This window comes from Lysobacter firmicutimachus (genome assembly GCF_037027445.1).
In the GTDB taxonomy this organism is placed as follows: Bacteria; Pseudomonadota; Gammaproteobacteria; order Xanthomonadales; family Xanthomonadaceae; genus Lysobacter; species Lysobacter firmicutimachus.
Map to the genome: position 1 here is coordinate 1 of NZ_JBANDL010000002.1, position 23730 is coordinate 23730.

The 23730-nt window shown below is 67.0% G+C and carries 35 protein-coding genes; 5 read left to right on the forward strand and 30 right to left on the reverse strand.

Going from position 1 to position 23730, the window contains the following annotated elements:
• Both V2J18_RS00015 and V2J18_RS00020 read right to left on the reverse strand, forming a co-directional pair.
• Positions 1–492, reverse strand: a 492-nt coding sequence (locus tag V2J18_RS00015; RefSeq protein WP_336130471.1) for a tape measure protein, incomplete at its 3' end; no start/stop codon positions are given.
• Positions 493–495: 3 nt separating this feature from the next.
• Positions 496–750, reverse strand: a complete 255-nt coding sequence (locus V2J18_RS00020; RefSeq protein WP_336130472.1) for a hypothetical protein — start codon at positions 748–750, stop codon at positions 496–498.
• Between V2J18_RS00020 and V2J18_RS00025 the strand changes: the two genes are divergently transcribed.
• Positions 740–916: a hypothetical protein gene (locus tag V2J18_RS00025; RefSeq protein WP_336130473.1), complete on the forward strand. Its 177-nt coding sequence runs from the start codon at positions 740–742 to the stop codon at positions 914–916. The two genes, V2J18_RS00020 and V2J18_RS00025, sit on opposite strands and share 11 nt — an antisense overlap.
• Before the next feature lie 32 nt (positions 917–948).
• Here the strand turns inward: V2J18_RS00025 and V2J18_RS00030 are convergent, their stop codons facing one another.
• From V2J18_RS00030 to V2J18_RS00120, 19 genes are all read right to left on the reverse strand, one after another.
• On the reverse strand, positions 949–1425 hold the full coding sequence (locus tag V2J18_RS00030) for a glycoside hydrolase family 24 protein (RefSeq protein WP_336130474.1): 477 nt from the start codon (positions 1423–1425) through the stop codon (positions 949–951).
• Complete coding sequence (locus tag V2J18_RS00035; protein ID WP_336130475.1) at positions 1406–1627, reverse strand: DUF7940 domain-containing protein; 222 nt, start codon at positions 1625–1627, stop codon at positions 1406–1408. Before V2J18_RS00035 ends, V2J18_RS00030 begins: the two co-directional genes overlap by 20 nt.
• Entirely contained in the window at positions 1624–1752 is a 129-nt protein-coding gene (locus tag V2J18_RS00040) for a hypothetical protein (protein WP_336130476.1), read from the reverse strand. Before V2J18_RS00040 ends, V2J18_RS00035 begins: the two co-directional genes overlap by 4 nt.
• Before the next feature lie 56 nt (positions 1753–1808).
• Entirely contained in the window at positions 1809–2240 is a 432-nt protein-coding gene (locus V2J18_RS00045) for a DUF6631 family protein (protein ID WP_336130477.1), read from the reverse strand.
• On the reverse strand, positions 2240–2998 hold the full coding sequence (locus V2J18_RS00050; RefSeq protein ID WP_336130478.1) for a phage tail tube protein: 759 nt from the start codon (positions 2996–2998) through the stop codon (positions 2240–2242). Before V2J18_RS00050 ends, V2J18_RS00045 begins: the two co-directional genes overlap by 1 nt.
• A gap of 54 nt (positions 2999–3052) precedes the next feature.
• Complete coding sequence (locus V2J18_RS00055; protein ID WP_336130479.1) at positions 3053–3610, reverse strand: hypothetical protein; 558 nt, start codon at positions 3608–3610, stop codon at positions 3053–3055.
• On the reverse strand, positions 3610–4038 hold the full coding sequence (locus V2J18_RS00060) for a hypothetical protein (RefSeq protein ID WP_336130480.1): 429 nt from the start codon (positions 4036–4038) through the stop codon (positions 3610–3612). The genes V2J18_RS00055 and V2J18_RS00060 overlap by 1 nt, the downstream gene beginning before the upstream one ends.
• Positions 4031–4321: a head-tail joining protein gene (locus V2J18_RS00065; protein WP_336130481.1), complete on the reverse strand. Its 291-nt coding sequence runs from the start codon at positions 4319–4321 to the stop codon at positions 4031–4033. The genes V2J18_RS00060 and V2J18_RS00065 overlap by 8 nt, the downstream gene beginning before the upstream one ends.
• Positions 4322–4325: 4 nt before the next feature.
• The gene (locus tag V2J18_RS00070; RefSeq protein ID WP_336130482.1) at positions 4326–5333 is read right to left on the reverse strand and encodes a major capsid protein; all 1008 of its coding nucleotides are present in this window, start codon (positions 5331–5333) and stop codon (positions 4326–4328) included.
• Positions 5334–5336: 3 nt separating this feature from the next.
• A complete protein-coding gene (locus V2J18_RS00075; protein WP_336130483.1) occupies positions 5337–5729 on the reverse strand; it encodes a head decoration protein in 393 nt (130 codons plus the stop codon).
• 1 nt (position 5730) lies between these two features.
• Positions 5731–6909, reverse strand: coding sequence for a S49 family peptidase (locus tag V2J18_RS00080; protein ID WP_336130484.1), 1179 nt, complete (start codon positions 6907–6909; stop codon positions 5731–5733).
• Entirely contained in the window at positions 6906–8396 is a 1491-nt protein-coding gene (locus tag V2J18_RS00085) for a phage portal protein (protein WP_336130485.1), read from the reverse strand. Before V2J18_RS00085 ends, V2J18_RS00080 begins: the two co-directional genes overlap by 4 nt.
• 2 nt (positions 8397–8398) lie before the next feature.
• Positions 8399–8617 (reverse strand): phage head-tail joining protein, encoded by a 219-nt coding sequence (locus V2J18_RS00090; RefSeq protein WP_336130486.1) that lies wholly within the window; start codon positions 8615–8617, stop codon positions 8399–8401.
• On the reverse strand, positions 8614–10551 hold the full coding sequence (locus V2J18_RS00095) for a phage terminase large subunit family protein (protein ID WP_336130487.1): 1938 nt from the start codon (positions 10549–10551) through the stop codon (positions 8614–8616). Before V2J18_RS00095 ends, V2J18_RS00090 begins: the two co-directional genes overlap by 4 nt.
• Before the next feature lie 3 nt (positions 10552–10554).
• Positions 10555–11097: an elements of external origin gene (locus tag V2J18_RS00100; protein ID WP_336130488.1), complete on the reverse strand. Its 543-nt coding sequence runs from the start codon at positions 11095–11097 to the stop codon at positions 10555–10557.
• Between the two features lie 119 nt (positions 11098–11216).
• Entirely contained in the window at positions 11217–11747 is a 531-nt protein-coding gene (locus V2J18_RS00105; RefSeq protein WP_336130489.1) for a hypothetical protein, read from the reverse strand.
• Between the two features lie 131 nt (positions 11748–11878).
• Positions 11879–12385, reverse strand: coding sequence for a hypothetical protein (locus V2J18_RS00110; RefSeq protein WP_336130490.1), 507 nt, complete (start codon positions 12383–12385; stop codon positions 11879–11881).
• 184 nt (positions 12386–12569) lie between these two features.
• Positions 12570–12860, reverse strand: coding sequence for a hypothetical protein (locus V2J18_RS00115; protein ID WP_336130492.1), 291 nt, complete (start codon positions 12858–12860; stop codon positions 12570–12572).
• A gap of 141 nt (positions 12861–13001) precedes the next feature.
• The gene (locus V2J18_RS00120; protein ID WP_336130493.1) at positions 13002–13259 is read right to left on the reverse strand and encodes a hypothetical protein; all 258 of its coding nucleotides are present in this window, start codon (positions 13257–13259) and stop codon (positions 13002–13004) included.
• 236 nt (positions 13260–13495) lie between these two features.
• On the opposite strand from V2J18_RS00120, the gene V2J18_RS00125 reads away from it, so the two are divergent.
• The 4 genes from V2J18_RS00125 to V2J18_RS00140 all read left to right on the forward strand — a co-directional run bounded on the left by V2J18_RS00125 (position 13496) and on the right by V2J18_RS00140 (position 15499).
• Complete coding sequence (locus tag V2J18_RS00125) at positions 13496–13882, forward strand: DUF6900 domain-containing protein (RefSeq protein ID WP_336130495.1); 387 nt, start codon at positions 13496–13498, stop codon at positions 13880–13882.
• A 174-nt stretch (positions 13883–14056) separates the two neighbouring features.
• The gene (locus V2J18_RS00130) at positions 14057–14293 is read left to right on the forward strand and encodes a hypothetical protein (protein WP_336130496.1); all 237 of its coding nucleotides are present in this window, start codon (positions 14057–14059) and stop codon (positions 14291–14293) included.
• A gap of 177 nt (positions 14294–14470) precedes the next feature.
• On the forward strand, positions 14471–15076 hold the full coding sequence (locus V2J18_RS00135; protein ID WP_336130497.1) for a DUF3489 domain-containing protein: 606 nt from the start codon (positions 14471–14473) through the stop codon (positions 15074–15076).
• 141 nt (positions 15077–15217) lie between these two features.
• Entirely contained in the window at positions 15218–15499 is a 282-nt protein-coding gene (locus V2J18_RS00140) for a hypothetical protein (protein WP_336130498.1), read from the forward strand.
• 31 nt (positions 15500–15530) lie between these two features.
• Here V2J18_RS00140 and V2J18_RS00145 read toward each other — a convergent pair whose 3' ends face one another.
• From V2J18_RS00145 to V2J18_RS00185, 9 genes are all read right to left on the reverse strand, one after another.
• On the reverse strand, positions 15531–16568 hold the full coding sequence (locus tag V2J18_RS00145; RefSeq protein WP_425605916.1) for a DNA cytosine methyltransferase: 1038 nt from the start codon (positions 16566–16568) through the stop codon (positions 15531–15533).
• On the reverse strand, positions 16565–17815 hold the full coding sequence (locus tag V2J18_RS00150) for a site-specific DNA-methyltransferase (protein ID WP_336130500.1): 1251 nt from the start codon (positions 17813–17815) through the stop codon (positions 16565–16567). The genes V2J18_RS00145 and V2J18_RS00150 overlap by 4 nt, the downstream gene beginning before the upstream one ends.
• Before the next feature lie 395 nt (positions 17816–18210).
• A complete protein-coding gene (locus V2J18_RS00155) occupies positions 18211–18660 on the reverse strand; it encodes a DUF6362 family protein (RefSeq protein ID WP_336130501.1) in 450 nt (149 codons plus the stop codon).
• Complete coding sequence (locus tag V2J18_RS00160; RefSeq protein ID WP_336130502.1) at positions 18657–19211, reverse strand: crossover junction endodeoxyribonuclease RuvC; 555 nt, start codon at positions 19209–19211, stop codon at positions 18657–18659. Before V2J18_RS00160 ends, V2J18_RS00155 begins: the two co-directional genes overlap by 4 nt.
• Positions 19212–19335: 124 nt before the next feature.
• The gene (locus V2J18_RS00165) at positions 19336–21624 is read right to left on the reverse strand and encodes a phage/plasmid primase, P4 family (RefSeq protein WP_336130503.1); all 2289 of its coding nucleotides are present in this window, start codon (positions 21622–21624) and stop codon (positions 19336–19338) included.
• 88 nt (positions 21625–21712) lie between these two features.
• Positions 21713–22462 (reverse strand): PD-(D/E)XK nuclease family protein, encoded by a 750-nt coding sequence (locus V2J18_RS00170; RefSeq protein WP_336130504.1) that lies wholly within the window; start codon positions 22460–22462, stop codon positions 21713–21715.
• A 6-nt stretch (positions 22463–22468) separates the two neighbouring features.
• Positions 22469–22789 carry a DUF6511 domain-containing protein gene (locus V2J18_RS00175; RefSeq protein WP_336130505.1) on the reverse strand — a complete coding sequence of 107 codons (321 nt, stop codon included), beginning with the start codon at positions 22787–22789 and terminating at the stop codon, positions 22469–22471.
• Positions 22790–22896: 107 nt separating this feature from the next.
• A complete protein-coding gene (locus tag V2J18_RS00180) occupies positions 22897–23094 on the reverse strand; it encodes a hypothetical protein (RefSeq protein WP_336130506.1) in 198 nt (65 codons plus the stop codon).
• 15 nt (positions 23095–23109) lie between these two features.
• Entirely contained in the window at positions 23110–23721 is a 612-nt protein-coding gene (locus V2J18_RS00185) for a hypothetical protein (protein ID WP_336130507.1), read from the reverse strand.
• Positions 23722–23730 lie beyond the last annotated feature (9 nt).

A 23730-nucleotide genomic window follows, 5' to 3' on the forward strand; every position in this document is an offset into this window, starting at 1 on the left:
ACGGCCAGTGCCTTGTTGATCGTTTCGGTCAGTCCCAGGACCTTCCCGCTGCGAGCCGCCCTGATCCTTCAATGCGCTGGTCAGGCGCCCGAACAGCGTGGCAGTCGAATCCAGTTGGGTCGACGTACGCTGCGCGATCGCAAAGACCGCCGCTTCGGCTTGATTAAAGCCGGCCTGCGAGGTGGTCGCCAGCTTGATCTTGGCCGACAGATTGGCATAGCTGTCGGCCGCTCGGACCAGACGGCCGACCGCGTCGCCCACGCCCTGGAGCCCGACAAATGCGAAGAGCTGGGTCTTGGCTTGCGCCAGTTGCGTGCTGATCGACGCGACGCTGGCGCGGATGTGGTCGAACTGCCGATGGCTGCGGCTTGCGGCTCGCTCGGCTTCGGTGGCGAACCCGCGCACCTGTCGGCTGGACTGCTGAAGCGCAGCATTGAGCGTCGCCGCATTGCCCTTGAGCAACAGCGTGATTGTGGTATCGCGATTGGCCATGACTCAGGGGCGCGTCGGGTCCGCCGGTGGGTTCGGCTGCCAGCCGCACAGACGGCGGCCGGCTTCGTTATGCGCCAGGATCTGTCGAGCGGTCAGATCCGTCAGCTGATCCTGACGGGACACCCGAATCGGCCGCGTCCAGGCGCGGCCGGTCGTCACCTCCGTCACGCGACCAGTCGTCGTACAAGCGGTCAGCAGCGGAATCAGGCACAGCCACCGCCAGCGGCGCCGGGCTGCCGGACGGCAGTTGAAGAACATCGGTCTCTACCTCGGTGCGTACTTCGTAGTCGCGACGCTCGCGTTCTGCGGTCACCGCACGGCGTTCGGCGTCGGCCGCCCGCCGCTCGGTGTGTTCGCGCGCCCGACGCGTGCCCTGGATGCGCCCCCAGCCGAACGCTGCCAGGACGGCGACGAACGCGGCTAGCACCGCGGAGCCCCATGCTTGGAGTCGGGCGATCACGCGAGCTGGCCTCCGGCCTTCTGATAGACCGCCAGCAACGTCTCCAGCGGCAGTTCGCGCTGGCCGTAGCCGGCGTCCGGCAACGAGGCCCAGGTCTTGCGCGACTTGCGGATGGCCGAGCTGATCCAGCCCTTCTTGATGTCGGCCAGCGCGCCGGTCTCGCGCAGCAGTTCGATCGCGGCGCGGTCCTGCGACGCCGGACCGAAGTCCGGCAGCTTCAGCCGGAGACGCAGGCTATTCCAAGTCTTCCATAGGAACTGATAGCGCCCCGCGGCGGTGGAGTTGATCCGATACTTCGGCAGCCACACCATCTTTCGTGGATGGTCGCTATAGGACGTGAAGCGCCCGCCGCCGACCATGACGTCGTAGCCGTGGTGGTCGCTGAACCGCTCCACGCCTTCGGCATGGGCGATCATGTCCAGAAAGGCCAGGACGTTCTGGCCGCCGGCCTGCTCAGCGGAGAGTCGTGCCATCGGCCCCTCGCTGCTGAAACAGCCGGCCGATCAGGCCGAGCAGGAGGATGCCCGCGGTCACGGTGGCCGCGATCCGGTCGGGCACGTGCGTGCGCAAATCCTCGGGCAGATTCAGCCAGACACCCTGCAAAGCGATGGCGCAGGTCATCGCCTGCACGCTGACGAAACGCCAGGCTTGGCGCCAGTTGTCGATCAGTTTCATGGGAGTTCCCGAAGGGAGGTTACGAAAGCGGTGACGTCCTTGCCGCCAGCGAAGCCGGCGTTGACGTCTTCGATGCGGTCGGCGCGCAGCGCGCGTTCGCGCTGGAGCGTGACGCGGTAGAACATGGCGAGCTGGCGCGCGGTCGCGCGCTCGATCCACGGCCAGTCGTGGCCGTGGGCGATCAGGGTGGCGAGGACGCTGGGCCAGTCGCTGTCGGCGCCGCGCGGCGCAGCTCCAGCGCCGCCAGTACGCGCTGCAGAAAAAAATCGGCGTTGACCGCCCAGAACGTCAGCAACAGCAGGTCGCCGTGGGCGCCGGAGAGGGCTTGGACCCAGTCGGCCGGCTGGTCGCAGGCCTGAGCGAGCAGTGCGATGGTGGCCGCGGGGTGTTGGGCGCAGACCCGGTGCAGGCGACCCAGATCGATGCTGCTGTCGTCGGTTTGCTCGACGAGGTCGGCGACGAGCGCCGCGATGGCGTCGTGCAGCTTCAGGCTTTCGAAGAAGCCGATCTCGCGCACGGTGACGGTGCGATCGCCGAGCGGTAGCGTCCGATTCGGTTGCAACACGACCAGTTCATCGGCAGCGGGCTGGGGGCGTCGAACTTTTCGCGCCATTACACCCTCGCCAGTTCGATGCGGCCGAAGCCGCCCAGGTCCGGGTCCAGCGCGCGCGACTCATCGAACAGGGCCGCACCCGACAGCTGCAGGCTGCCCCACTCCTCTGAGATCAGCGCCAGCTGCTCGATGGGATTGAAGGTCAGGCGGTACAGCGTCACCTTGGCGCGCTGACCGGTGACGGTGTTGATTCCGTCCAGAATCAGCATCCGCTCCGGCGGCGGGGTGTTGAACAGGGCGATGTTGACCGTCTCGCCGTGCTTGTAACTGGCCTTGAACGGCTGGGTCAGGCCGTCGACCTTGCGCAAGCCGATCACACCGCCGGACGCCGACTCCGTCCACCAATTCGCCGCTGGCACCGTGACCGGCGGATTGGCGCTGTCAGTGATCGCGACGTCGCTCACCCAGCCTCGGTCCAGCGCGACCAGGTCGTTGGCTTTTAGGCCTGGCGGCAGCAGTTCGTTGTTGACCGATCCCGCCGGCAGGGTCGCCGGAATCGAGTACAGGCCCTCGGCCAGGTTTTCCGGGGTCGCCTCGTCCAGGGTCAGGTTGACGTTGGCGGTCTTCGACTGGACGAGGCGGCCGTACAGCAGGCGATTGCCGCTGAACGATTCGAACTTGTCCGAGTTTTGGACTTCCAGCGCGAGTTCCAGCTGGGGCGCGTTGCCGACCCAGCGCAGCGGACCGGGCTTGCCGGTGGACTGGCGCTGGGCGAGGTAGACCTTGCCCTGGAACGAAAAAAGGTTCGGCGCGGCCATCGGGTCGCGTGCTCCTATAGATTAGGTGTGGGGCCGCCGATGGGCGGCCGAGACTCAGCGGCGCAGCGAGCGCAGCAGTTGCCGATCCAGATCGGCGGTGATGACGTCGAGACCGGCTTGGGCCATGCGCGCAGGGCGGTCGCCCTTGCGCAGCATCTGGGCCAGCGACGGGCCGAACAGCGGTTCGATCGGGTAACGCGGCACCCGCCGCGACCCGCCGCTGCCGATCAGGGGCTCGCGCTCCCAGGCCTTGTCGATGCCCTGACCGCGCCGCGCACGGACGAAGCCGTGGGGTTCGTGGCCTGGCCGGTTGCGGAAGATTCGGTACCGAAGACCGGACGGTGTCCCGCGCCCGGCGAAGTTCAGCAGACCGATGCCGTGCACCCGGCCCACCAGCGCAATGCCGTCCCGGGTGATGCGCACGCTCAGCCCGTCGCGTATCCGGGTCGCCGACAGCGCGTATTCGGTCTGGATGTCGCGGCGCGCCAGGACCGGCCAGCGGCGCCGGAGCGTACCGAGCGCGCGGCGCTGGGCGACCAGCACCTTGCCCGGCAGATCGCTGAGGCGCTGGGCGGCCTCCAGGGCGCCATCGGCGTCGATGGAAATCCGCATCAGCGCCGGTACCGCACGGTCAGGGTGACCTGCACGGCCACCACCGCCAGCCCTTCGGGCCGGTCGAGGAACACGATGTCCTCGACCTGCAACGGCAGGGCCTGGGGCAGCGGAATCCAGGCGTCGAGCGCGTCCTCGACGTCGGCGGCGATGGCATGGGCCCGGGCATGGGCGTCGTTGAGATGGGCCGGCAAGGTCGCTTCGACGATGGCCTGGAGCAGCCGATGCTGGCCATGTGGTTTCTGGGTGTCGCGGTGCACGCCCAGCGCGGCCAGGGTGAGTCCCGGTACGTCGGGTTCGGCATGTTGGGCCGGCTCCAGAGCCACAGCGGTGCCGATGTCGGTCCGATAGCCGCCATCGGTGCGGATATCGGCCAGGCGCGCAGCGATCCGCTCCAGCAGCACCCAGGTCGGCGTCGGCTCAGCCATGCAGGACGGCCTCATTGACCCGACCGTCGTCCCGGACAAGGGCCTCGACGGATTGGGTCCGGCCGTCCAGGCTCACTTCGTCGCCGCGGCGAAACACCCACTCGGCATTGCGAGCCAGCACGTGGCGGGCCCGCCCGACAACCTGCTGGAACTCCCCCAATCGCTCGACGCCGTCGCGCACGACAAGGCGGATCGACACCGAGGGGTTAGGGCGGCGCTGAATCTGCGCGACGACGCCGAGCGCGTCGAACACGACGGCATCCGCCGTCGAGAAGGCATCCACGGCATTACGCCTTCAGCTTCGGCAGCAGCGCGGGTCGATGACACATGGGCAACGGATTGGACTGGGTGTGCAGGTCGGTGCCGCGGTCGAACTTGCGCGGCGCCTGCTTGCTGTAGAGCAGTTGGCCGAGGGTGTTGACCGTCTCGTTGAAATCGGCTGGGGCGACGTAGGTGGCGAAGGTGTCAAGGGTACCCAGCGGAAAAGCATGGCCCTCGCCTTCGGCGATGAAGCGGCGGGGCTCGCCGTCCGGACCGCTGGCTTCGCCGGTGTACTCCTCGAAGCGTACGCCTGCCAGTCGGAAATCGGCGCGCATGTCGTCTCGCATCGCAGCGCCTTCCTGCCAGCGTTCGTAGGCCTTTTCCACCTTGGGATGGCTGGTCAGCGCGTCGAAGAACTCGCTGGATACCAGAACGTGAATACCGCTCATCCGTTCACCCTGGAGCGACTGGCTCATGTAGCGCTTGAGCTCCAGACACTTCTTGCGAACATCGGTTTCCTTGTTGCTCAGTTGGAAATCGAACGTCTTCGGAGTGATCTTGAAGATCTCGAACAGGTTCGCCAGTTCACTTCCATCGGCGTCCAGGATCACGCCCTTGAGCGCGCCCATGCGCAGATGCTCCAAGGTAATGGCGTGCTTGTTGCGCATCGTCTGCAGGTGGTCGGCCATAACCCCTGCGACTGTTTCCAGATCGGTCTCGGTGCCGAATGCGCGAACGCCGACGACCTCTTCCGGCAGCACTACGTCGTCGTGGGGGATGTGCGGCACGTTGAACGCCCGCAGGGTTCGTTTGCCGCGCTTGCCCACCGAGCCAGGTGAACCCACCGGTTGCGTCTGCAGCAACGACAGCACACCGTTGCGCTCCTCGATCGTGACCTGGCGCGTGCGCACCGGCTTGATCGGAAACAGGTTCAACTCGTCCAGCCGGCCGTACTGGTTCGGCAGGAGATTGATTGCCGCGGTCAGGGCGCTGACCGAGAACGCGGGGTTGTGGAACGGGTTGTTCATCGACATGGATCAGGTTCCTTGACGCACGAGCACGCCGGCAACGCGCAGTTGCTGGAGGCAAGCCGAGCGCTGTTCGGGGGTAATGGCTTTCGGCCAGACCAGAGCGTGGTCGGCCACGGTCGCGTGACGCGCGACGATCAGGCCGTCCGGGCTCGGCGCGTCGGCGGTGAGGATCGGCACAATCACGACGCCGACCGCCTGCTCGCGGCCATCGGTGGCGGCCGGGTCGAGCGCCGCCACTTCGCCGGTCGCGGTGATGCGTCCGACCACATGACCCAGTTGCAACGCTTGCTGCGCCGCCACGGTCACGCGATCGCGCGAGTACAGGTTGTCGGCTTCGAACTTGAGCAGGTCGCCCAGGTTGTTGGGCTCTGACTGCGGCGGGTAGACGGTGATGCCCATCTCAGCGCTCCCTCTTACAGCGCGCGGCCCGTGCCTCGACGGCGTGGATCAGCGGGTTGTCGTCCAGCGACGTTGTGGCCGCCACGGACGCAGCAGTCGGGGACAGGTGGCTGGTGATCTCAGCCGTCTCGGCGCGCAGACCGAGCAGCTTCCGACGCACGTCAACGGTACTCAGGCCTTCGCCCAGGAACTCCGCGGTCAGGTCGGGGCGCCCGGCGAGCGCGCACAGCTCGGCGATCGCCAGGGCATCGCCGTGCGCTTGCGCGCGCGCGGCGTCAATGTCGACGGCAGGCGCCGTCGATTCGGGGGTGGACATCGTGGGGAACTCCAAGGAAGAGGGACGCGCGACCGCGTCCAGTTCGGTGTGCATCTGCAGCACGGCGTCGCCGAGCGTGCCGAGCCGGTCGGCCAGTCCCGCGTCGATCGCGTTCTGGCCGAAGAACAAGCCGGCCTCGGTCTGGCGGATGGCATCGGCGGGCAGGCCGCGGTGATGAGCGACCGTCTGCACGAACAGTTCGTACAGGCGGTTCACTTCGGCCTGGATCGAGGCTCGGGCTTCGGGCGTCAGCGGCTCATGGGGGTTGCCGTCGTTCTTGCGCGCACCGGCCAGGATCGGGGTGTAGCTCAGACCTTGATGGGCGTCGCGCTGGGATTGGTCGACATGGAGCGCGATCACGCCGATCGAGCCGATGCCGGCCGTGCGGGACACGAACACCTGCTCGGCCGCGCTCGCCAACGCATACGCCGCCGAAAACGCGGCATCGTTGGCGACTGCCCAGATCGGCTTTTGGTCGCGGCCGGCGCGAATGCGGTCGGCCAGGTCGAACACGCCCGCGGCTTCGCCGCCGGCGCTATCGACATCTAGCACAATGCCGCGCACAGACCGATCCGCCAGCGCGGCGTCCAGGCGTGCCGCGATGTTCTCGTAGCTGAGCAGGCCGGACATCGCGTCCAGTCCGCCGGTCCGTTGCACCAGCGTGCCGTGTATCGGCAGAACCGCGATGCCTTGCGCCTCGCCAACGCGCGACGGCGCGGGCTGGGGCGGCCCCAACTGCGGGGGCGGCCCCGTCTGCAGTTCGAACTTGGGCGCGAGTACGTTCAGGATTACGTCCAGCTTGGCGCGCTGGATCAGCAGCGGCGTGTTGAACACGCGCGCCGCCAGGTAGGGCAGTCCGGTCATGCGGGAAGGTCGGTCTCAGGCGGCGGCTCGGCCGGCACGGATTGGAAGGCGCCGTTGCGGGCGACGCGGCGCGGATCGGTGTCGAACACCAGGCCGAGGTCGTCGGCGCGCGCCGCGTCAGCCGCAATCTCTCGATCGATGGTCTCGGCGTCGTAGCCGGAACTGGCGATGGCTTCCGCGCGCGAGAGCAGGCCCGCCCGGATCGCCAGAATCATCGCGTTGAACTCCTTCTCCGGGTCCACCCAGTTCCAGCCCTGCGGCACCCATTTGCAGGCGCGGTACTGGCGCTTGCGGCGGCGATAGCCGGGCAGTTCGACGGCGCCGGCCAGGACGGCGGCGTCCACGAACGCGTTCCAGACGGGCCGGCACAGCTGGAACACCAGCACCGTGTGCTGGACCTGCTCGCAGCGGCGCCGGAACTCCAGCAGCCCGGCGCGGATGGACGAGTAGTTGACCCCGGTCAGGTCGCCGGTCAGCTGCTCATAGGTGATGCCCATCGCCGCGGCGACGGCGCGGAATTGCGAGCGCAGGAACGCCTCGTAACTCGCGCCCACGTCGGCCGGCTGGGCGAAGGCGACGTTCTCTCCCGGCTCCAGGATCTGCAAGCTGCCTGGTTCCAGCCCCAGCGGCGCGTTGCCGTGCTCGTCCGCCGGGGCATCACCCGGCAGCGGATCGTCGGGGCCGCCGCGGGTAATGAAGCCGGCGAACATCGCCGCGGTCTTCTTGCGAACCAGCTCGGCATCGTCGTACTGATCCAGCTCGTTCAGCTTGACCAGCGCGCGCGCCAGCCACGGCTCCCCGCGGATCTGTCCGGGACGCAGGGGGCGGAAGACGTGCAGGATTTCGGAGGCGCGGATCCTCACTGTGTCCATCCCGCCCTGGCGGGTCATCGGCGCCATAGCGCCGTCCTGCGGATGCGACAGGTAGAGGTGGTACGCCACCCGCCGGCCGAGCCGGTCGAACTCGATGCCGGCGCGAATGACGTTGCCGTTCGGCTCCTCCCGGTTCAGATGCAGCGGCAGGTGCTCGGGCTCCAGCACCTGCAGTTGCAGCGGCACCGCGAGCCCATCCTCTGGCCGGCGCGGGCGCAGGCGCACCAGGCACTCGCCCCCCTCCACCAGTGCGCGGCAGGCCAGCGCTTGCAACCCGTACAGATCGGTCAGGCCGGCCGCGTCGGCTTCGTCCACGAAGTCCCACCAAAGCGTGTGCAGCGCTTCGCGTTGGGCGGTGTCGGCGATCAGCGACTGCGGCTTGATCCCGGTGCCGACCGCGTTGGCGACGAACGCCTCCACCGCGGCGTTGGCCCAGGCATTGCGCCGCACCAGATCGCGCGAGCGCACCCGCAGCGCATCCCCGGTCGCGACCAGCACTGCGACGGCGCCGGGATTACCGGGCTGCCAGGCCGTCGAGCGCCGGCCGTGGCCGGCGACCTCGTGTATGGGCGTTCCGCCGAACATCGCGGCGCGCAGCCGTCCCCACCAGCCCATGATCAGAAGCCCTTGGCGGTGGTGGTCAGCAAGCGGCGTACCCGGCGAGGTCGGCCCTCGGTGCCGGCGAGCGCGGCCTCGATCTCGCGAATCGCGGCCAGTAGCTCGTTGACGGAGCGGTACTCGACCAGACGGTCGCCGAAACTGACGCGGCGCTCGCCGCGCGCGAGTGCGTTGCGCAAGGCCTGCAACTGTTCGTGGGTATACGGAAGATCGCTCATCGCATGAAACGGCTCGAAATTACCCGGCGCCGTGGGCGCGGGCCAGAAGCAGAAAGGCCGCCCGAGGGGGCGGCCGTGGGAATGGGTAGCGCAGTTGGAGCGGGCGATGCGGTCGGTGGGGCCAGGCCCAGCGTCCGCTCCATCTCCCGCCAGTGGCGTTCTTCGAAGCGGTCGACGCCGGTCTGCATCGCGCCGGCGCGCGCCATGACGTAGCAGTCGAGGGCTTCGTTGCGGTCGCGGCGCTTTTCCCACACCCGCTGCGGATAGCCGTGCCGGTCGCGCCGGGTGATCAGGTGCTCGGCAGTCAGCTGCTGGAGGAACTCGCCATCGACCTTGGGCAGATGGACATAGCCGGCCGGAAACACCGGCTGCCCGTCCGGGCCGATCTCGATCGACAGCCGCAGGGCGTTGTACAGCTCCAGCTTGGCGATCCCGCCCGCGACGGCAAACAGCTTCAGGCCGCGGCGCAGACGCTTGCCCGGTACGCTGACATCGACCGCGGTCGGGATGCCGATCAACGCGGCGCCGCTGCCGACGCCCTTCATTGGCAGCAGGCGCGGGTCGGCGACGTCCCGGGCGAAGGCGTACGCCTCTTGCGTCGCGTAGCCGGTGTCCAAGCCGAGCCGGGTCAGCGGCAGCAGGGCGCCGGAGGCATGGGTCCACTGCTCACGCAGCAGCCCGGCCAGCTCGGTCCAGACCGCGGCGCGCGCCGTGTCGCCCATCAACACCCGGTGCTCGACCAGCCAGGTCTCACGCTCGCGGCCGAATGCCCAGACCGAGACCTCGATCCGGTCCTTCTGCACGTCGGCGCCGCCGGCCAGCAACAGGCCACCGGCCGGCACCGTGCCGACCCGGTAGTCCTCGCGGCGCTCCAGCAGACGCTCCCAATCGGGGGCCTCGCCCTCCTCTTCCCAGGTCTCGCCGAGCTCGGTGTTCTTGAACGCCTTGAGCGCTGTCGCCGAGCCCTGCGCGGCCTCCCAGGCGGCGGCGATGTCCGCCCAGCTACGCCAGCCGACCGGCGAGTACAGCGACGACAAGTGGTAGCCCGCGGTCTTGCCACGGTTCTGCGGCGCAGTGGCGATCCATCGACCGGCGGCCAACATCGCGGTCTTGTGATGCTCGCCGATCGGCTGCTCGCAGGTTTCGCAGATGTACCGGGCCGACCGCGGGTCGCCCCAGGTCCAGCGCAATTGTTCGAACCGCAGCCACTGTTCGTGCGCACAGTGTGGACACGGGACAAAGTACCGGCGCTGGTCGGAGGCCAGGTACTCGCGCTCGATGGTCGAGGCGCCGGCAATCGTCGGTGTCGACACCAGCAGGATCTTGCGGCGGGTGAAGGTGCGGGTGCGGGCTTCGGCCAGCGCCACCGCGTCGCCTTCGCCCTCCACGTCGCGCGGGTAGCCGTCCACCTCGTCCAGAAACAGGTAGCGGACCGGCATCGAGCGCAGGCCGACCGCGCTGTTGGCGCCGGTCAGGACCAGAACCCCGCCGCGGAACTCCTTGGCGAGGATGGTGTTGCCCGAATCGCGTGCGCGCGAGGGCGCGATGCGCTCCCGCAGCGACGGCGATTCCTCGATCAGCGGATCGACGCGCTGCTTGGAGTTGCGCTTGGCCATCTCGACCGTGGGCGCCACGGCCATCATCGGCCCCGGCGCGCACGCGATCACATAGCCGATCCAGTTGTTCCCGCACTCCGTGCCGCCGACTTGCGCGCCCTTCATGAATACGACGCGCTCGATCGCCGAGGCCGGCGACAGGTCGTTCATGATGTCGCGCAGGTAAGGCGTGCGCGCGGTGCGCCATCGCCCGGGCTCCGACGACGAGGTGCTCGACAGCACCCGGTCCTGGTCCGCCCAGTCCGACACGTCCAAGAACGGATCGGGCGCTAGCCCGTCGCGCCAGGCGCGGGCGACCTCATCGAAGCCGTCGTACAACGATCACTCCAGGCGGGCGACGAAGTCGCCGAGTTCGGCCAAGTGCTGGCGCACCTCGCGCTCCAGCGACACGTGCATCGCATGAGGATCGATGCCGAGCTCGGCGGCCAGCATCGAACTGATGCGCGCCGGCCAGTTCAACCAGGCGTCGCGCTCGGCACGAGCCAGGGCGAAGACCTGGCCGATGGCCTGCTGCCGGTCGATCAGTTCGCCGCGCAGCTGCGCGATGCGCAGCTTGTGGTGCTGGGCCTTGAGGACTTCGTTGGCAGTCCGCGCCTGTGCGTAGCTGTTGCCGGTGGGAGCGCCAGACGGTGCAGCAATGGTCTCCTCGCCACGGGCCGCTGCGCGCGCCCGCGCCGGTCGGGGGGCCGCGCGTGATTCAGCCAGCTCGGCCTTGGTCGTGTTCGCGTCCCACTCGGCATCGGCGCAGGCGGCGTCGATGGTGCCGTCCGGCAACGCCGAGATGCGCCCGGTGGCGATGGCTTTGCGGACGGCGGTGTCCGAGACGCCGCGATGGCGCCCGTAGGCGCGAATGCTGATTCCCACAGGCGGTCAATCGCAGGTTCGGGCCTCCGCGACCGCCGGCCATCGGCGCAGATTGGGGTGAATGGAAGAGGGAACACCCCAGCCCCCATTGAGGGATTGGGGTGCGCGCTCTCAGGGTATTAGTTGCGCGGCGCGCACATCGCGGCCGTGATGGCTTGCTCCAGATGCCGAATGGCCGAGCGGAGGCTGGGCTGGTACTTGGCGTCCGCCACGTCCCACACCTGCATCAACCGAGCCTGTTGTACCGCTCGATTGAGTTGATGCACCGGCAATCCTACGAATTCTGGCTCCAGAGCTTCGATGTAGCGCACGATTTCATCGTGCAACCAGCGCAACGTCATCTCATCCGCGCAGATCTCACTGGGAACCCAGCGCTTCGCGGACCAACTGCCGGTCTGATCGATGGCGCGCTCGACCGGCGCCAGTTCCCTACGGCACTCGGCCACCAGCCGTCCAATGTTCGTCGGGTCGAGGCGGCGCGTACGAACTGTGTCCGTGCGTTCGGCGAGGATGCAGGCCAAGCCGTAGCAGGCGAACAAGGTCAAGCTCGATTCGGGTTGTGAGAATGTGTGTCCGGACCGCAGTATCCGTTCCAAATAGTCGCTGAGGCTTCGCAGCTCAGCGTCCGCAATGAAGATCTCCTGATTCATGGTTCGCTCCTCTCACACCGCGTCGTTGCGGCAGCGGCATGAACGCTTCAGTTGCGGCGGAAGCCAAGCAGAACTTGCGGAACACGATGACGACGGACAGGTGCCCGACAGCTTCGCCGGGCGCCCGTTACCTACTCTGGGAACTGACCCAGCGCCTCTTCCAGCCCACCGACCGCCAAGCTGATTGCGTGCTGGAAATCGGCGTCGCAGGATCGCAGCACGTGCAGCCGTTCGACCGAGACGAGCGCCTTCTCGACCCATTGGCGCGGCGTCAGCGGCGACCGGCATTCCAGGTAGTCCTCGATCTGCTGCGCCGTGGCCGCCAGGAGGGCGGCGACCGCTTCGTTTCGGCGCTTGGGGCGTTGCTTGAGGCGATTGGCGCCGCTGAGGACGCGCAAACTCCACCGCCCCATTTCCTCGTTCACCACGGCCACCCGCGCGTGCAGTTCGATGCCGTCGATACGCCGTGCCCGGTCGATCCGCGTCCAGGGCTCCAAGAACCGGGTCAAGGCGGCGCATCCATCCACCGAGCACGTGCCGTACTCCCAGACCGGCTCCAAATCCGTCGGCGCGGTCAGCAGCCATCGAATCTGGCTCCCCAACGCACGCAAAGTGAAGAGATCTTGCTCGATATCCATTGTTGCTGTTCCTAGGTCACCGCCCAGCGCGGCGATCGCATGAACGCTTCAATCCCCTGCGATTCCAAGCGTGAAAGCGAGGTAATAGGTCCCGGTAGACAGGCGACGGACAGCTTGCGGCGCGCGGCAGAAGAGGGAAAACCCCAGCGCCCGGTCGGGCGCTGGGGTTGACGCTCTCGTGCTGTCAGCCAGCGGCGTTGTTCAGTTCATCAAGTACCGGTGCAAGGTCCATGTCCGGCTCAAATTCCAATTCGCCACGCTCGGCCAATAGCTGGACGATGTTGACGCAGCTGGCTACCAATTGCTTCGCAGCGCTCAGTTCGTCATCGCTAAGCTTCTCGGGGTCACCATCCGTCAAATCTTCCAGCACGTGTTCGCAAACGCTCAAAGCAATGGCCGTGTTCTGGAATCGGCAGTAAGACATGTTCGACATGGCTTCGCTCTCAAGTTCGCCGCGACGTTGCGGCGTGGGCATGAACGCTTCCTTCGAGCGGAATCGCAAGTGAATATCGCGGTCCATGGTAGGGCAGACAGCACAGGGACAGCGTCGGCCTAGAATTGAAGAGGGAACGCCCCAGCGCCCGGCAGGCGCTGGGGACTTCGCTCTTCGTCTGGCTCAGGCGTCGGCCAGGCCGTTGAGGTATTCGACCGTCATGTTCACATCGATGTTGAGTTCAAACTCCCTATCGTTGGCTTCGAACAACGCCTGGATCAGGCGCAGGGACTCGGTGGCCAACGCTTTGGCCGCCTCCAGCTCCTCGGGGCCAAGGCGCGGGGCCATCTGCACCGCCATGTCCGCGAGGCGATTGGCGCATGCTTCTTGCAGCGCATGAGCGGTGCGAAACAGGTGGGTCTGTGCAATTTCAATCTTCATGCTGAGGTTCCTGGCACTCGCCGCTCCGTTGCGGCGTCGACATGAACGCTTCATTCGGCGGCAAAGCCAAGCGAATCCGTAGCGGCGTAGACAGGAAACGGACATCCTTCGAACGAACCTGTCAGACACCTGTACACGCTGGAGAACGCGCGCTCTCTATCCCGAGAATGCGCTTGCTATGTGGGGCGAATGAAGCGTTCATGCGTCCACCCAACGCATGGCCAAGGAGGCCGCACATGGACGACGCATTGCTCACCGAGATTGCGACGCAGAACTTCCGCCTATCCACGCTCGAAACTCGCCACAGCGACGAGCTGGATTTCCATAGCGTTGCCGTCTGGAGTATCCGGGCGGCGCTACGGTCTGCCTATCTGGCCGGCTACGCCGCCTCGATGCGTGCCGTGCGAGGCAAGGAGACCCCGCTGCCGACCGAGCACCACACCATGATTCACGGTGTCTGGTTGGGTCAGGGCGAGGCGGCCGATGTCTCCGATGACCGGCGGGCCGAAACGATCGAGACGCTGCACATCCACGAGGTGGAACTGCTCGCATCCCGCGACACGGAGCGCCTCGCCTGCGATGTGCTCATCCCTGCGGCGATTCGCCAGCGCCGCATCGGCTAGCCGCACGCTGCGCCAGCGCCCCCGGAAACGGGGCTTTTCTTTACGTGCGCGACGAAGCTGTCCGACACCTGTCCACGCTGGAGAACGCGCGTTCTTTATCGCGAAAACCGCTTGGCTTCTCCGCAGGGTGAAGCGTTCATGTCGCCACACCAACGACGGCCACGGAGGCCAGCGATGAAAGTTCAGACCGAACAGCTCAAGCATTTCCTGCGCGGCATGAAGCGGGCTGACCGCGCGAAGCTGGCGCAGCTGACCGCCTACGCGGACTGGCACGGCGCCGCCAGACGCGAACTCGAGCGCCGCGCCGAGCAGCTTTTGGAAACCTTGCCCGGGGACATCTTGTTGGGGCTGGTCTCCGGCGAGATCCAGATGCGCGAGACCATCGCCGATGTTCTTGCCGAGCAGCCCTGAACTCAGGTTCCTCAAGGCGGTGCACAGCTCGGTTCTAGTCGCCGCCGCCAGCGGAACCCTCGACCTCAACCAACTGGCTCGCGACGAACTGATTCGTCGCGGGCTGGACCCCAGCGGCGAATGGGTAGGTCCCCGCCGCGCCTACGAATTGCATCACCCCATCCAAGGAGCATCATCATGAGCACCATCGAACTGTCCGCCAACCAGCGCAGCGTCCTCGAACTGGCCCTCGACACCGAGGGCCGCATCGAGCGCTATCCTGCCAGCTTGCTGGGCGGCGCGCGGACCAGCGTCATGCGCGGCCTGCTGCGAAACGAACTGGTCGAAGCGCACGATGCCGGCTACCGCCTTACCGCTGCCGGCTACGCGGCCATCGGCGCCAATGAGCCGGCTGGCGAGGACATCGCCAGCGAGAATGCAGGCGCCGAGCCGGAGGCCGATGCGGGCGAAGGCACCGAGCCGAGTTCGGACCATGCACTGCCCGAGCCCGCACCCGCACCCGCACCGGCTAAGCCGAAGCGCGCCGCGCGCGGGGACACCAAACTGGCGACGGTCGTCGGCATGCTGATGCGCCCGGATGGCGCCACCATCGCCGAGATCATGGCCAAGACCGACTGGCAGCAGCACTCGGTGCGCGGCTTCCTCGCCGGCGCAGTCAAGAAGAAGGGCTACACCGTGACCAACACCAAGGAAGGCCAGGGCGAGCGGGTGTACCGCATCGCGACCGAGGCGCCGCAAGCGGACGCCGGCAACACCGGCCCGCAGGCCGACGAAGAAGAGTAAGCCCACCCAGCGAGCTGGACACCTGCCCGGCTCGCTGTCTCGTTCGTGTCTGCCTCGATTCCAGCAGCAGATCACACGAGAATCCGCTTGATGTTCCGTCGCGATGAAGCGTTCATGGCCTCCCAGCCACGGAGAACGACCATGCACGACGCAGTGCCAACCCAGTCAGGATACGATCTCGCCGCCCTGCCGGCCACGTTGCTTCAGATGGTCGAAGAGATCTTGTCCAACGATGAAAGCAGCAGCGACGCCGAACTGGCACAGTACCTGACCGAAGTCGGCCTGTCCGACACGCAAGCCCGAGACGCGCTGGCCTACCGGGATCTGTACCGCTTGAATCTCTGGGTAGCCGGCTGCACGCCGATTCGCGGCGGTGTCCAACTGCGCTACAACGGGACCATCGGCCAGTTCGAACTCGCCTGATGCTCGGGCCGCCGCCCCGCGCCGTGCAGCGTCAGGGGCGCAGTGCTCTCAGGATCTCGGCGGCGACTTGCGGGACGATCGCGTTGCCGGCGGCGCGCAGCCGAGGAATTCTTCCGGGTATCCCATGAGCCAGAAGACGAATTCCGGGTTCAGGTATCCGCCGGCCGGCGAGGGTGCGACCTGCCGCCCAAGCATCCCATTCTCCGGCGCGCTGCCAACGCTCGATGCATCCTTGTGGTCCCGCGTCGTCGGTGTTGCCCATACTGCCTGCGCCGGGAGCGGCTGCGTGCTGCCGCTGCCGAAGGCCTGGTTCGGCCCGCCCTTCTCCCCGTCGCGCGCGCGCGGGGTGCTCCACACCGCCTTCGCCACCCCCGGCAGGCCATTGCGTCGCTCGGCCGCAAAGTCGCCGCGCTTCTCGGCGTCGTTCGCCGTGGCCGTTGGCCAGACCATTCGCGCCACCTGAGCCAGTTCGATGGTCCGCTTCTTCCCGCCCGGCGTCTGGCCGGTCAGTGTTGTCCCCGCCGGCACCGTGCGCCCGCCGCTCGGCGTCAGCGCGGTGGGCCAGACGGCGCCCGACGATCCAAACCCGGTCGCGCCGATGGGGGGCGTTGACGGCGCAAGCTGGAACAACAATCGCCCGGCCGGCGTAGCCTTCGCCTTCCAGGTCAGCGAGAACTCCATCGAGCCCCAGCGGGATGAGGCCAGTAACGTTCTCGCCCAGGAATAGAGCGGGTCGCGCTTGTGCAATAAGGCGATGCAGTTCCGGCCAGAGGTGACGGTCATCCGCTTGCGCACGCTGGCGCCCAGCGACGCTGAACGGCTGGCAGGGGAAGCCGCCGGTCCACAGCGGCACGTCGTCGGGCCACCCGGCGAGGCGGGCGGCGTAAGCGAATCCGCCGATGCCGGCGAAGAAGTGGCATTGGGCGTAGCCGCGGACATCAGCGGCGGAAACAGATCGGATGTCCCGGTCATCGACGTCGCCGGGCGGGATCAGCTCGGCCCGGATCAGGTTGCGCAGCCAGTCGCATAGGTAAGGGTCGTTCTCGTTGTAGTAGGCAAGGCGGGTCATTCGGCGTCTACTGGCTCAAGTTCGCTAGCGGCATCTTCGAAGCGGGCCCCGTCCCCTTGCCGGATCGCCGCCTGGCCGGTGTGGTCCTGCCAGCGCCGGACGATCACGTCGGCGTACTTCGGGTCCAGTTCGATCAGCCGCGCGCGGCGCCCAGTCTTCTCGCAGGCGATCATCGTCGTGTCCGACCCGCCGAAGGGGTCAAGCACCAGGTCGCGGCTCTTGCTGCTGTTGCGGATTGCACGCTCGACCAGCGCAACCGGTTTCATGGTCGGGTGCAGGTCGTTCTTGCTGGTGCGGTCGATGAACCAGACGTCGCCCTGGTCGCGCGCGCCGCACCAATAGCGCTCCGTTCCATCGCGCCAACCGTAGAGAATGGGCTCGTACTGCCGTTGGTAGTCGGCATGGCCCATCGTGAACTTGTTCTTGGCCCAGATGATGAAGGTGGACCAGCGGCCGCCGGCTGCGCGGAACGCGGTCTGGAGCCGATCCAGTTCCGACGACGACATGGCGATGTAGATCGCGCCCTTGGTCAGCGCGACGATCTGGGTGCAGCAGGCTTCCAAGAACGCGCCGAAGTCCCCGCCGAGGTTGTCGTTGAGGATCGGGCGGTGCTTGCCGCGCAGCTTGTCCTTGGGGTTGTTGGCGTAGTCGACGTTGTAGGGCGGATCAGTGAACGTCATGTCCACCAGCTCGTCGCCAAGTAGCGCGCCGTAGTCCGCGGTATCCGTCGCGTCGCCGCACAGTACCTTGTGGCTACCGCAGATCCAGACATCGCCGCGCCGGGAAATCGGCCGTTCCTGCACCTCGGGGACCGCATCGTCCTCGGTCAGCCCGGTCTGGTCGTCGTCGGTGAGCAGGTCGTCCAGCTCGGCATCGGTGAAGCCGAGCAGATCCAGGTCGAACTCGACATCGCGCAGCTCGGCCAGCTCCAGCCGGAGCAGGCCATCGTCCCAGCCCGCGTTCTCGGCCAGGCGATTGTCGGCGATGACGTAAGCGCGCTTCTGCGCCGGGGTCAGATGCGCCAGCTCGATCACCGGCACCTGAGCGAGCTTCAACTGGCGCGCGGCGAGCAGCCGGCCGTGGCCGGCGATGATGCCGTTGTTGCCATCGACCAGGATCGGATTGGTCCATCCGAACTCGATGATGCTGGCGGCGATCTGCGCCACCTGCGCATCGGAGTGCGTCCGGGCGTTCCGTGCAAAAGGGATCAGCGCCTCGATCGGGCGCAGTTCGATCTGAGGGCTCAAGGGAAGTCCGAGTGCGAACCGGGTCGCAACGACTGCGAACCCGATAAAGAAGGTTGACGCTAGCGGGGTTTTGCGGCTATGCCCCCCGCTTCAGGGATCGCTCAGGAAGGACCCGCGATTTCTGCCCGAAGGGTGCAGCGTGTCGCCGCGTGTGGGGCGCGCGCCGTCGTGGCGTACGGCCGCGGCCTCGACTGACGCCGCCGCGTGGCGCGCGACACATCGCGTCGAGACTGAAGAAGAATTGGTCAGCCCGAAGCGCTCGATGCTGTGCTGAAGCGCTTCGGGCCGACCTGCGCTGGGTGGCTTGTCCCCCGACAGACCACGATCAGCATGGGGATCAGACTAGGGTAATTCGTGGACTTTTGGGACAGCGGATTGTGTTCCCAGAGCTGCGATTAGCCACGTTTACCTGCGTTAAGCGAAACCCTCTCGGCAGCCAGACCAATCTCCACGTCGGCAAATCGCGGCAACGTCCCGTTGAGATGCACCGCGACCAGGCTGAGCGCATGCTGCCAGCGACGCCATGCGGTCTTCCGGATCAGGCCGGTGCGGTTGCACACTTCACGCCAGGGAACGTACTGCGCTCGCAGCCAGATCAACCTGCGCTGCTCTTCGTCCAGCCAATGCAGCCAGCGTACGGTCTCGCCGAACCGGTCGATGGCTGCGGGTGACGCAGCGAAGCGCAGGATGATGCGCTCGTCGGCGTAGCCCTCCCACGACTGGCGGTGGATGTCGGGCCAGAACGACGCATACCCCTGCACCCGTGCGGGCGGCAAACGCCGCGCGGTAATCGCCGCTTCTTGGAAGCGGTCGGCTACTTGGTCGATCGTCCAGACCGTGCTCATGCTGCGGTCTCTCGTGACACCGCCCAGTACAGCAGGGCAAGCGCGTCTGCTTCGTTGTCATCCTTGGGGTGATGCCCGCGCTGCTGCGCCGCCGCGATCATCGCCGCCTTGTCCGAGTTGCCCTTGCCGGTGGCGAACTTCTTGATCGTTCCGACGGGCACGCCCTGGTAGGGAATCCCGTGCTGCTCGCACCATGCCGTGAGCTGGGCCAGGAAGCCGCCGTAGGCGTGCGCGGCGTCGACGCCGCGATGCCGGCGCACTTCCTCAAAGTAGACCGCCTCGAATGGGCCGGCAAAGGCACGGGCTTCATCCAGCCAGTGGGCAAAGCGCAGGTAGCGCATGCCGCCGCCTTCGAAGCGGCCCAGCTTGAAGTGCTCAGTGCCGCTGATGACCAGGCCGGTAAACCGCAGTGCCCAGCCCAAGCTGGTGCCGAGATCGAGCGCCAGAATCGTGGGCGCGTGGTCGTCGTGATCGGGGTACGTCGATGGGCGAAGTTGATCGGCTTTGACGACACCGGGCTCTGCACCCAGCGCGCGTGCTTCGTAAGTCATTGTTTTGCCTCTTCGTCATTGTCGTAGTGACCGAAGGAGACCGTAATTTCGTAAGTCTATACGCGTGTGTGCGCGCGCACACGTAAGGAACTTACGATTCTTCGGCCTCTTTCGGTCACTCGGCTCAGTTGTCGGCGTAGGGAAGGCGGGTGTTGTGCGCGCGCGGCTTGAGCGAAATTCCGACGAGGCCCTTCACACCACCGGTCAGGCGCATCCGCGTAAAGCCACGCGCCATCAGCTGCTGCACCAGCCAGCGGGACGTACCGATGTACTCGCCGCGCTGCTCGCCGCGCTCGCGCCAGCGGTGGAAGACGTCCTCGATCGACACTCGCGCGTCGCGGTGGACGTAGCAGTCTTCGGTGACGAACTCGCCCACGCGGTCTTCCTCTTCGAAGTATTCCTCGGTGGCGTCGATCACGCACTGCGGCGCGCGCAGGCCGGTCAGTTGCCATTCCAGGCAGCCCTGGACTGCCCAGGCCATGATCCCGTCGCGCTCGGCGAGGAGCTTTTCGGTCAGGCGGCGGTCGCGCCGCTCGGGCGGGATGGTGACCGTGAACGGCACCATGTGCAGGCGCCGCTTCATCGCTTCGTCCACGTTGCGCATCGCCGGCTTGTGGTTACCGGCGATCACCAGCTTGAACTGCGGGACGTATTCGAAGAAGTCTTGGCGCATGAAGCGCGCGCTGATCTTGTCGCCGCCGGTGATCGCCTTGAGCTTGGCCTCGTTCCACCGGCGGCCCTGCTCGGTCTCGCTGGCGGCGACGAAGCGCGCGCCGCGAAGACCGGCCAGATCCGTCGGATGCCGATCGCCACGGGTCTCCATGAAGGTCTCCATCGGCGCGTTGGTGGCGTAGTCGCCCAGGATCGTGGCCAGGGTGTTGACGAACACGGACTTGCCGTTGGCCCCGGTGCCGTAGAGGAAGAACAGCGCATGCTCGGTAGTGACCCCGGTCAGGCAGTAGCCGACCACCCGTTGCAGGTAGGCGGCCAAGTCTCCGTCGCCGCCGGTCACATCACCCAGGAAGTGCTGCCACGTCGGGCAGTCGCCCGCCGGGCTGGCCGTGGTCAGCTTGGTCATGTGCTCGCCGCGGGCGTGCCGGCGCAGGGTGCCGCGGCGCAGGTCCACGATGCCGTTGGGCGTGTTCAGCGCCCACAGGTCGCGATCCCAGCTTTCGGCAAACGAGGCGTGGCGCGGATCGCTGCGCGCAAGCCGCTCCACCCCGCCCACGGTCGACGCCGAGGCGAGCTTCGCACGCTGCGTTGGTCGCTCGGCGAAGACCTGCGCTGCCCGGCAGACACCGCGCACCAGGTGCTGCAAGACCAGGGTCCGATCCGGGTTCCAGCGCGTGCCGGTCCAGCTCAGCCATTGACCCCAGGCGGCGCAATAGCGCCAGTCCTCCGCGTAGTGGCGGGTGAACGCCAGGCCGAGGCCGTCGTCGCTGCTCCAGTCCAGGCCGGCGAAGTCGATCGGCGGCGGCGCGTCGTCGCTGCCGGGCGCAAGGTACGTACGCTCCCCTGCGCGCAGGAAGCCGTCAATGTCAAAGCCGTCTTCGGCGGCATCGGCCGCGTCCCAGGCCTCGGGCTTGTCCTCGGGCAGGTGCAACATCGCGCAGGACTCGGCGCCGGCCTTGAGGGCCGCTTGCGCCGCCTGCATCGCGTACTCCCAGCCGGGCTTGTCCTTGTCCGGCCACAGCAGGAGGTGCTTGCCGGCCAGCGGCGACCAGTCGGTCTTCTCGATCGGGGCATTGGCGCCGTTCATCGCGGTTGTGGCGCAGAAGCCGCGGGCGATCAGCGCATCGGCCGACTTCTCGCCTTCCACGAGGACTACCTCCAGCGCCGCGACCACACCCGGCTGGTTATAGAGCGGCCGCGGCGTCGGCGCCTGGTGCTTGCCGCGCTTGGCATCCCAGGGGCGGTACTGCTTGCCTTCGGGCGGGTCGTATCGGTAGATGCAGGCGATCAGCTCGCCCTGCGCGCTCAGGTAGTCCCAGCGCGCGGTGTGCGGACCGAGCTCGTCGATCGCCGGTTCGGACCGGCGCCGCTTGCCCGGTTGCGCTAGTGCCGGCACGTGGCCGACCAACTCGGCGGCCATCGCCAGGACGATGGCGAAGTCGTCGCGCGCGTCCAGGTTCGCGTGTGCGGCGATGAGGTCGAAGATGTCGCCGCCGTCGCCGGTGGCGTGATCGGTCCACAGACCCGCCTTGTCGCCGCCGAGCGCGATCTCTAGGCTGTCGCCTGCCGCGCCGTGGATGTCGCCCACGCTGAACGTGCCGCGGCGCGTGCGGCCCTGCGGATATAGCAATTTGAGTACGCCCTCCAAGCGCTGCAGAATCAGCGCCCGCACTTCTTCACGCTCGGGCCGATCGGATCGCCGCGTGGGCTCCGGCGGATCGACCTCGTTGAAGTTCATCATGCCGACCGCCTTGTTACGTCCCAACGGGGGTGGTTGGAAGCGGCCGGGACAGGTGTGTGAAGAGTCTCCGCAGTCATCGATTTCTCAGTCAGTGCAACTTGGGGGATAGCGGCAAGGACCAGCAGCGGTCCTGCCATGGACATTGGCGACAGGTTTGATGGGTGGGTGTAGTGGCGACGCGGGGAAGAAGCTCAGCGGCATCGCAGGCTCGCAGGATCTCGACGGCGCGATCGGACGCGCGCTGCGCCAGGCCACGGTCGAACACCACGCGCTCGGCGTAGATCGCCATGTCGTCGGCGCAGATCGCGGTGAACAGCGCAGGGTGCCCGTGCAAGCCGAGATACGCCTGGTACAGCGCGATCTGAGTGGCGTAGACCGGCCGGCTGGCGGCGAGCCGCTTCTTCTGTAGTTCGCGGAACGTCTTGGTGCCGACCGCCTTGTTCTCCCAGAGCATCGGGTAGTGGAAGCTGTCGGGTCCCCCGACGATCACGCCATCGGCGTGGCCGCGCATTCGGCCGTCGGCCGTGGCAAAGCCGAACTGTTCACCCCGGTCATCGCGGGTGCGCAGGTCGAAGCCGGCGAGGCGCAGCCAGTCGGCCATCCAATCCTCGACGCGGTGGCCGCGTGCGAACACCCGGAGCAGCCGGCCGGGAAAGTGGCGGCCGATGTCCTTGGGAGCGTCGAAGTACTGGAATTGCAGGCGGCGGCCGCAGTCCTCGCCGAGGCTGGAGGCACCCAGATAAGCACGAGGCGGCAGGGTCGCCGCCTCGCGCTCCATCGCGGCATCGACCAGTCGTCCTAGGTGCTCGGAGACATCGTGGGTGTTGAAGTCGAGCATGGCGGCCTAGAAGGGGATGGGGTCGTCGAAGGGCGCGTCGTCGGTGGGTGTCTTGGTCGGTTTCTTGCTCGGCTCGGACTGCAAATGCAGCAATTGCTGGTAGGCCATCGTTACGGCTTCGATCACCTCGGTGGCTTGCACCTGGGTGTACTTCGCCAGCGGCACATCGAAACCGACACGAGCAGCGGCGGAAGCCAGCGCGCGCAAACAGGCTCGCTGCGCGTCAGGGGTTAGCGGGTGAGTCACAGGCAAAAGCTCCTCTAGCGACGCCGGATCGCTCCGGCGTCGGGTGTCGTAGAGTTGATGGAAGGCGTTCTGGCAGCTCATCGAGCAGAACGCCCAGCGGTACGGTGTCCGCCGTGGATCACCGATCCGGCGGCGCAGGTCCAGATGACCGAACCCACGCGCCGGCCTGCCACAGGCCCAGCACGGCGTCATCGGCCATGGCGGGACATGTCGACCACGCGTTCGCGGTAGGCGATCAGCGCCTGAGCATGCGCCCGGTGCAGGTCAGCTTGGTGCTGGTAGTGCTGAACCAGGGCGTCCAGGTCGGCGCCGGAGAGCTTGCGCAGTTCGATGTAGATGCCGTGCTGGTTCGGATACCGGTCCTGCAGGGGTGAGGTTCGCGTCATCAGCCGTTGCCCGCGCTACTCTGCCCACACGGGGCGACTGGGAACGGACGAATTCGGGGCCGGCGACAGCGATCCGGTAGCGAGGTGAACCGGCGCCGCCGTCGGGCTGGTTCGCGAGGGCGACACCGCTCCCATGACCTCTTTGTATTGCGGGTGGTCGGGCATGATCGGAACCTTGACCACGGCCTTGTCTTCGTCGTCGTTGTCCTTCTCCCAGTCGACCTTACCGGCGAACACGATGCCGTCCAGGTCCGCGAAGCTCTCGATGCAGCGACCTGCCTGCGCCGCTGCGCTCTGATCGTCCGGATGGAGCCCGAACGCGGAGTTGAGTACGCCCTTGATGAAGCTGCGTCCCATCTGGCCCCAAGTCGGCCCCTTGGGGCTGTGCAGGCCGATCAACGACCACAGCTTGCGCCTGGCGTATTTTCCTTCGACCACGACGAACTCGGCATTGAGGTAGACGGCGCCGGTTTCGGGCTTGCGGGTGGCCCAGCCGTGCAGCCAGCCATTGGCCTCGTCGCTGTAGCCACCCGGTCGAATCGTCATGCGGACCTTGACCAGGGTGCCTTTTGGGATGAGAGAGAACGCCGGATTCTCGGCGCTGTTGAAGTCGTTCCAGCTGGACATCGCGTCTCC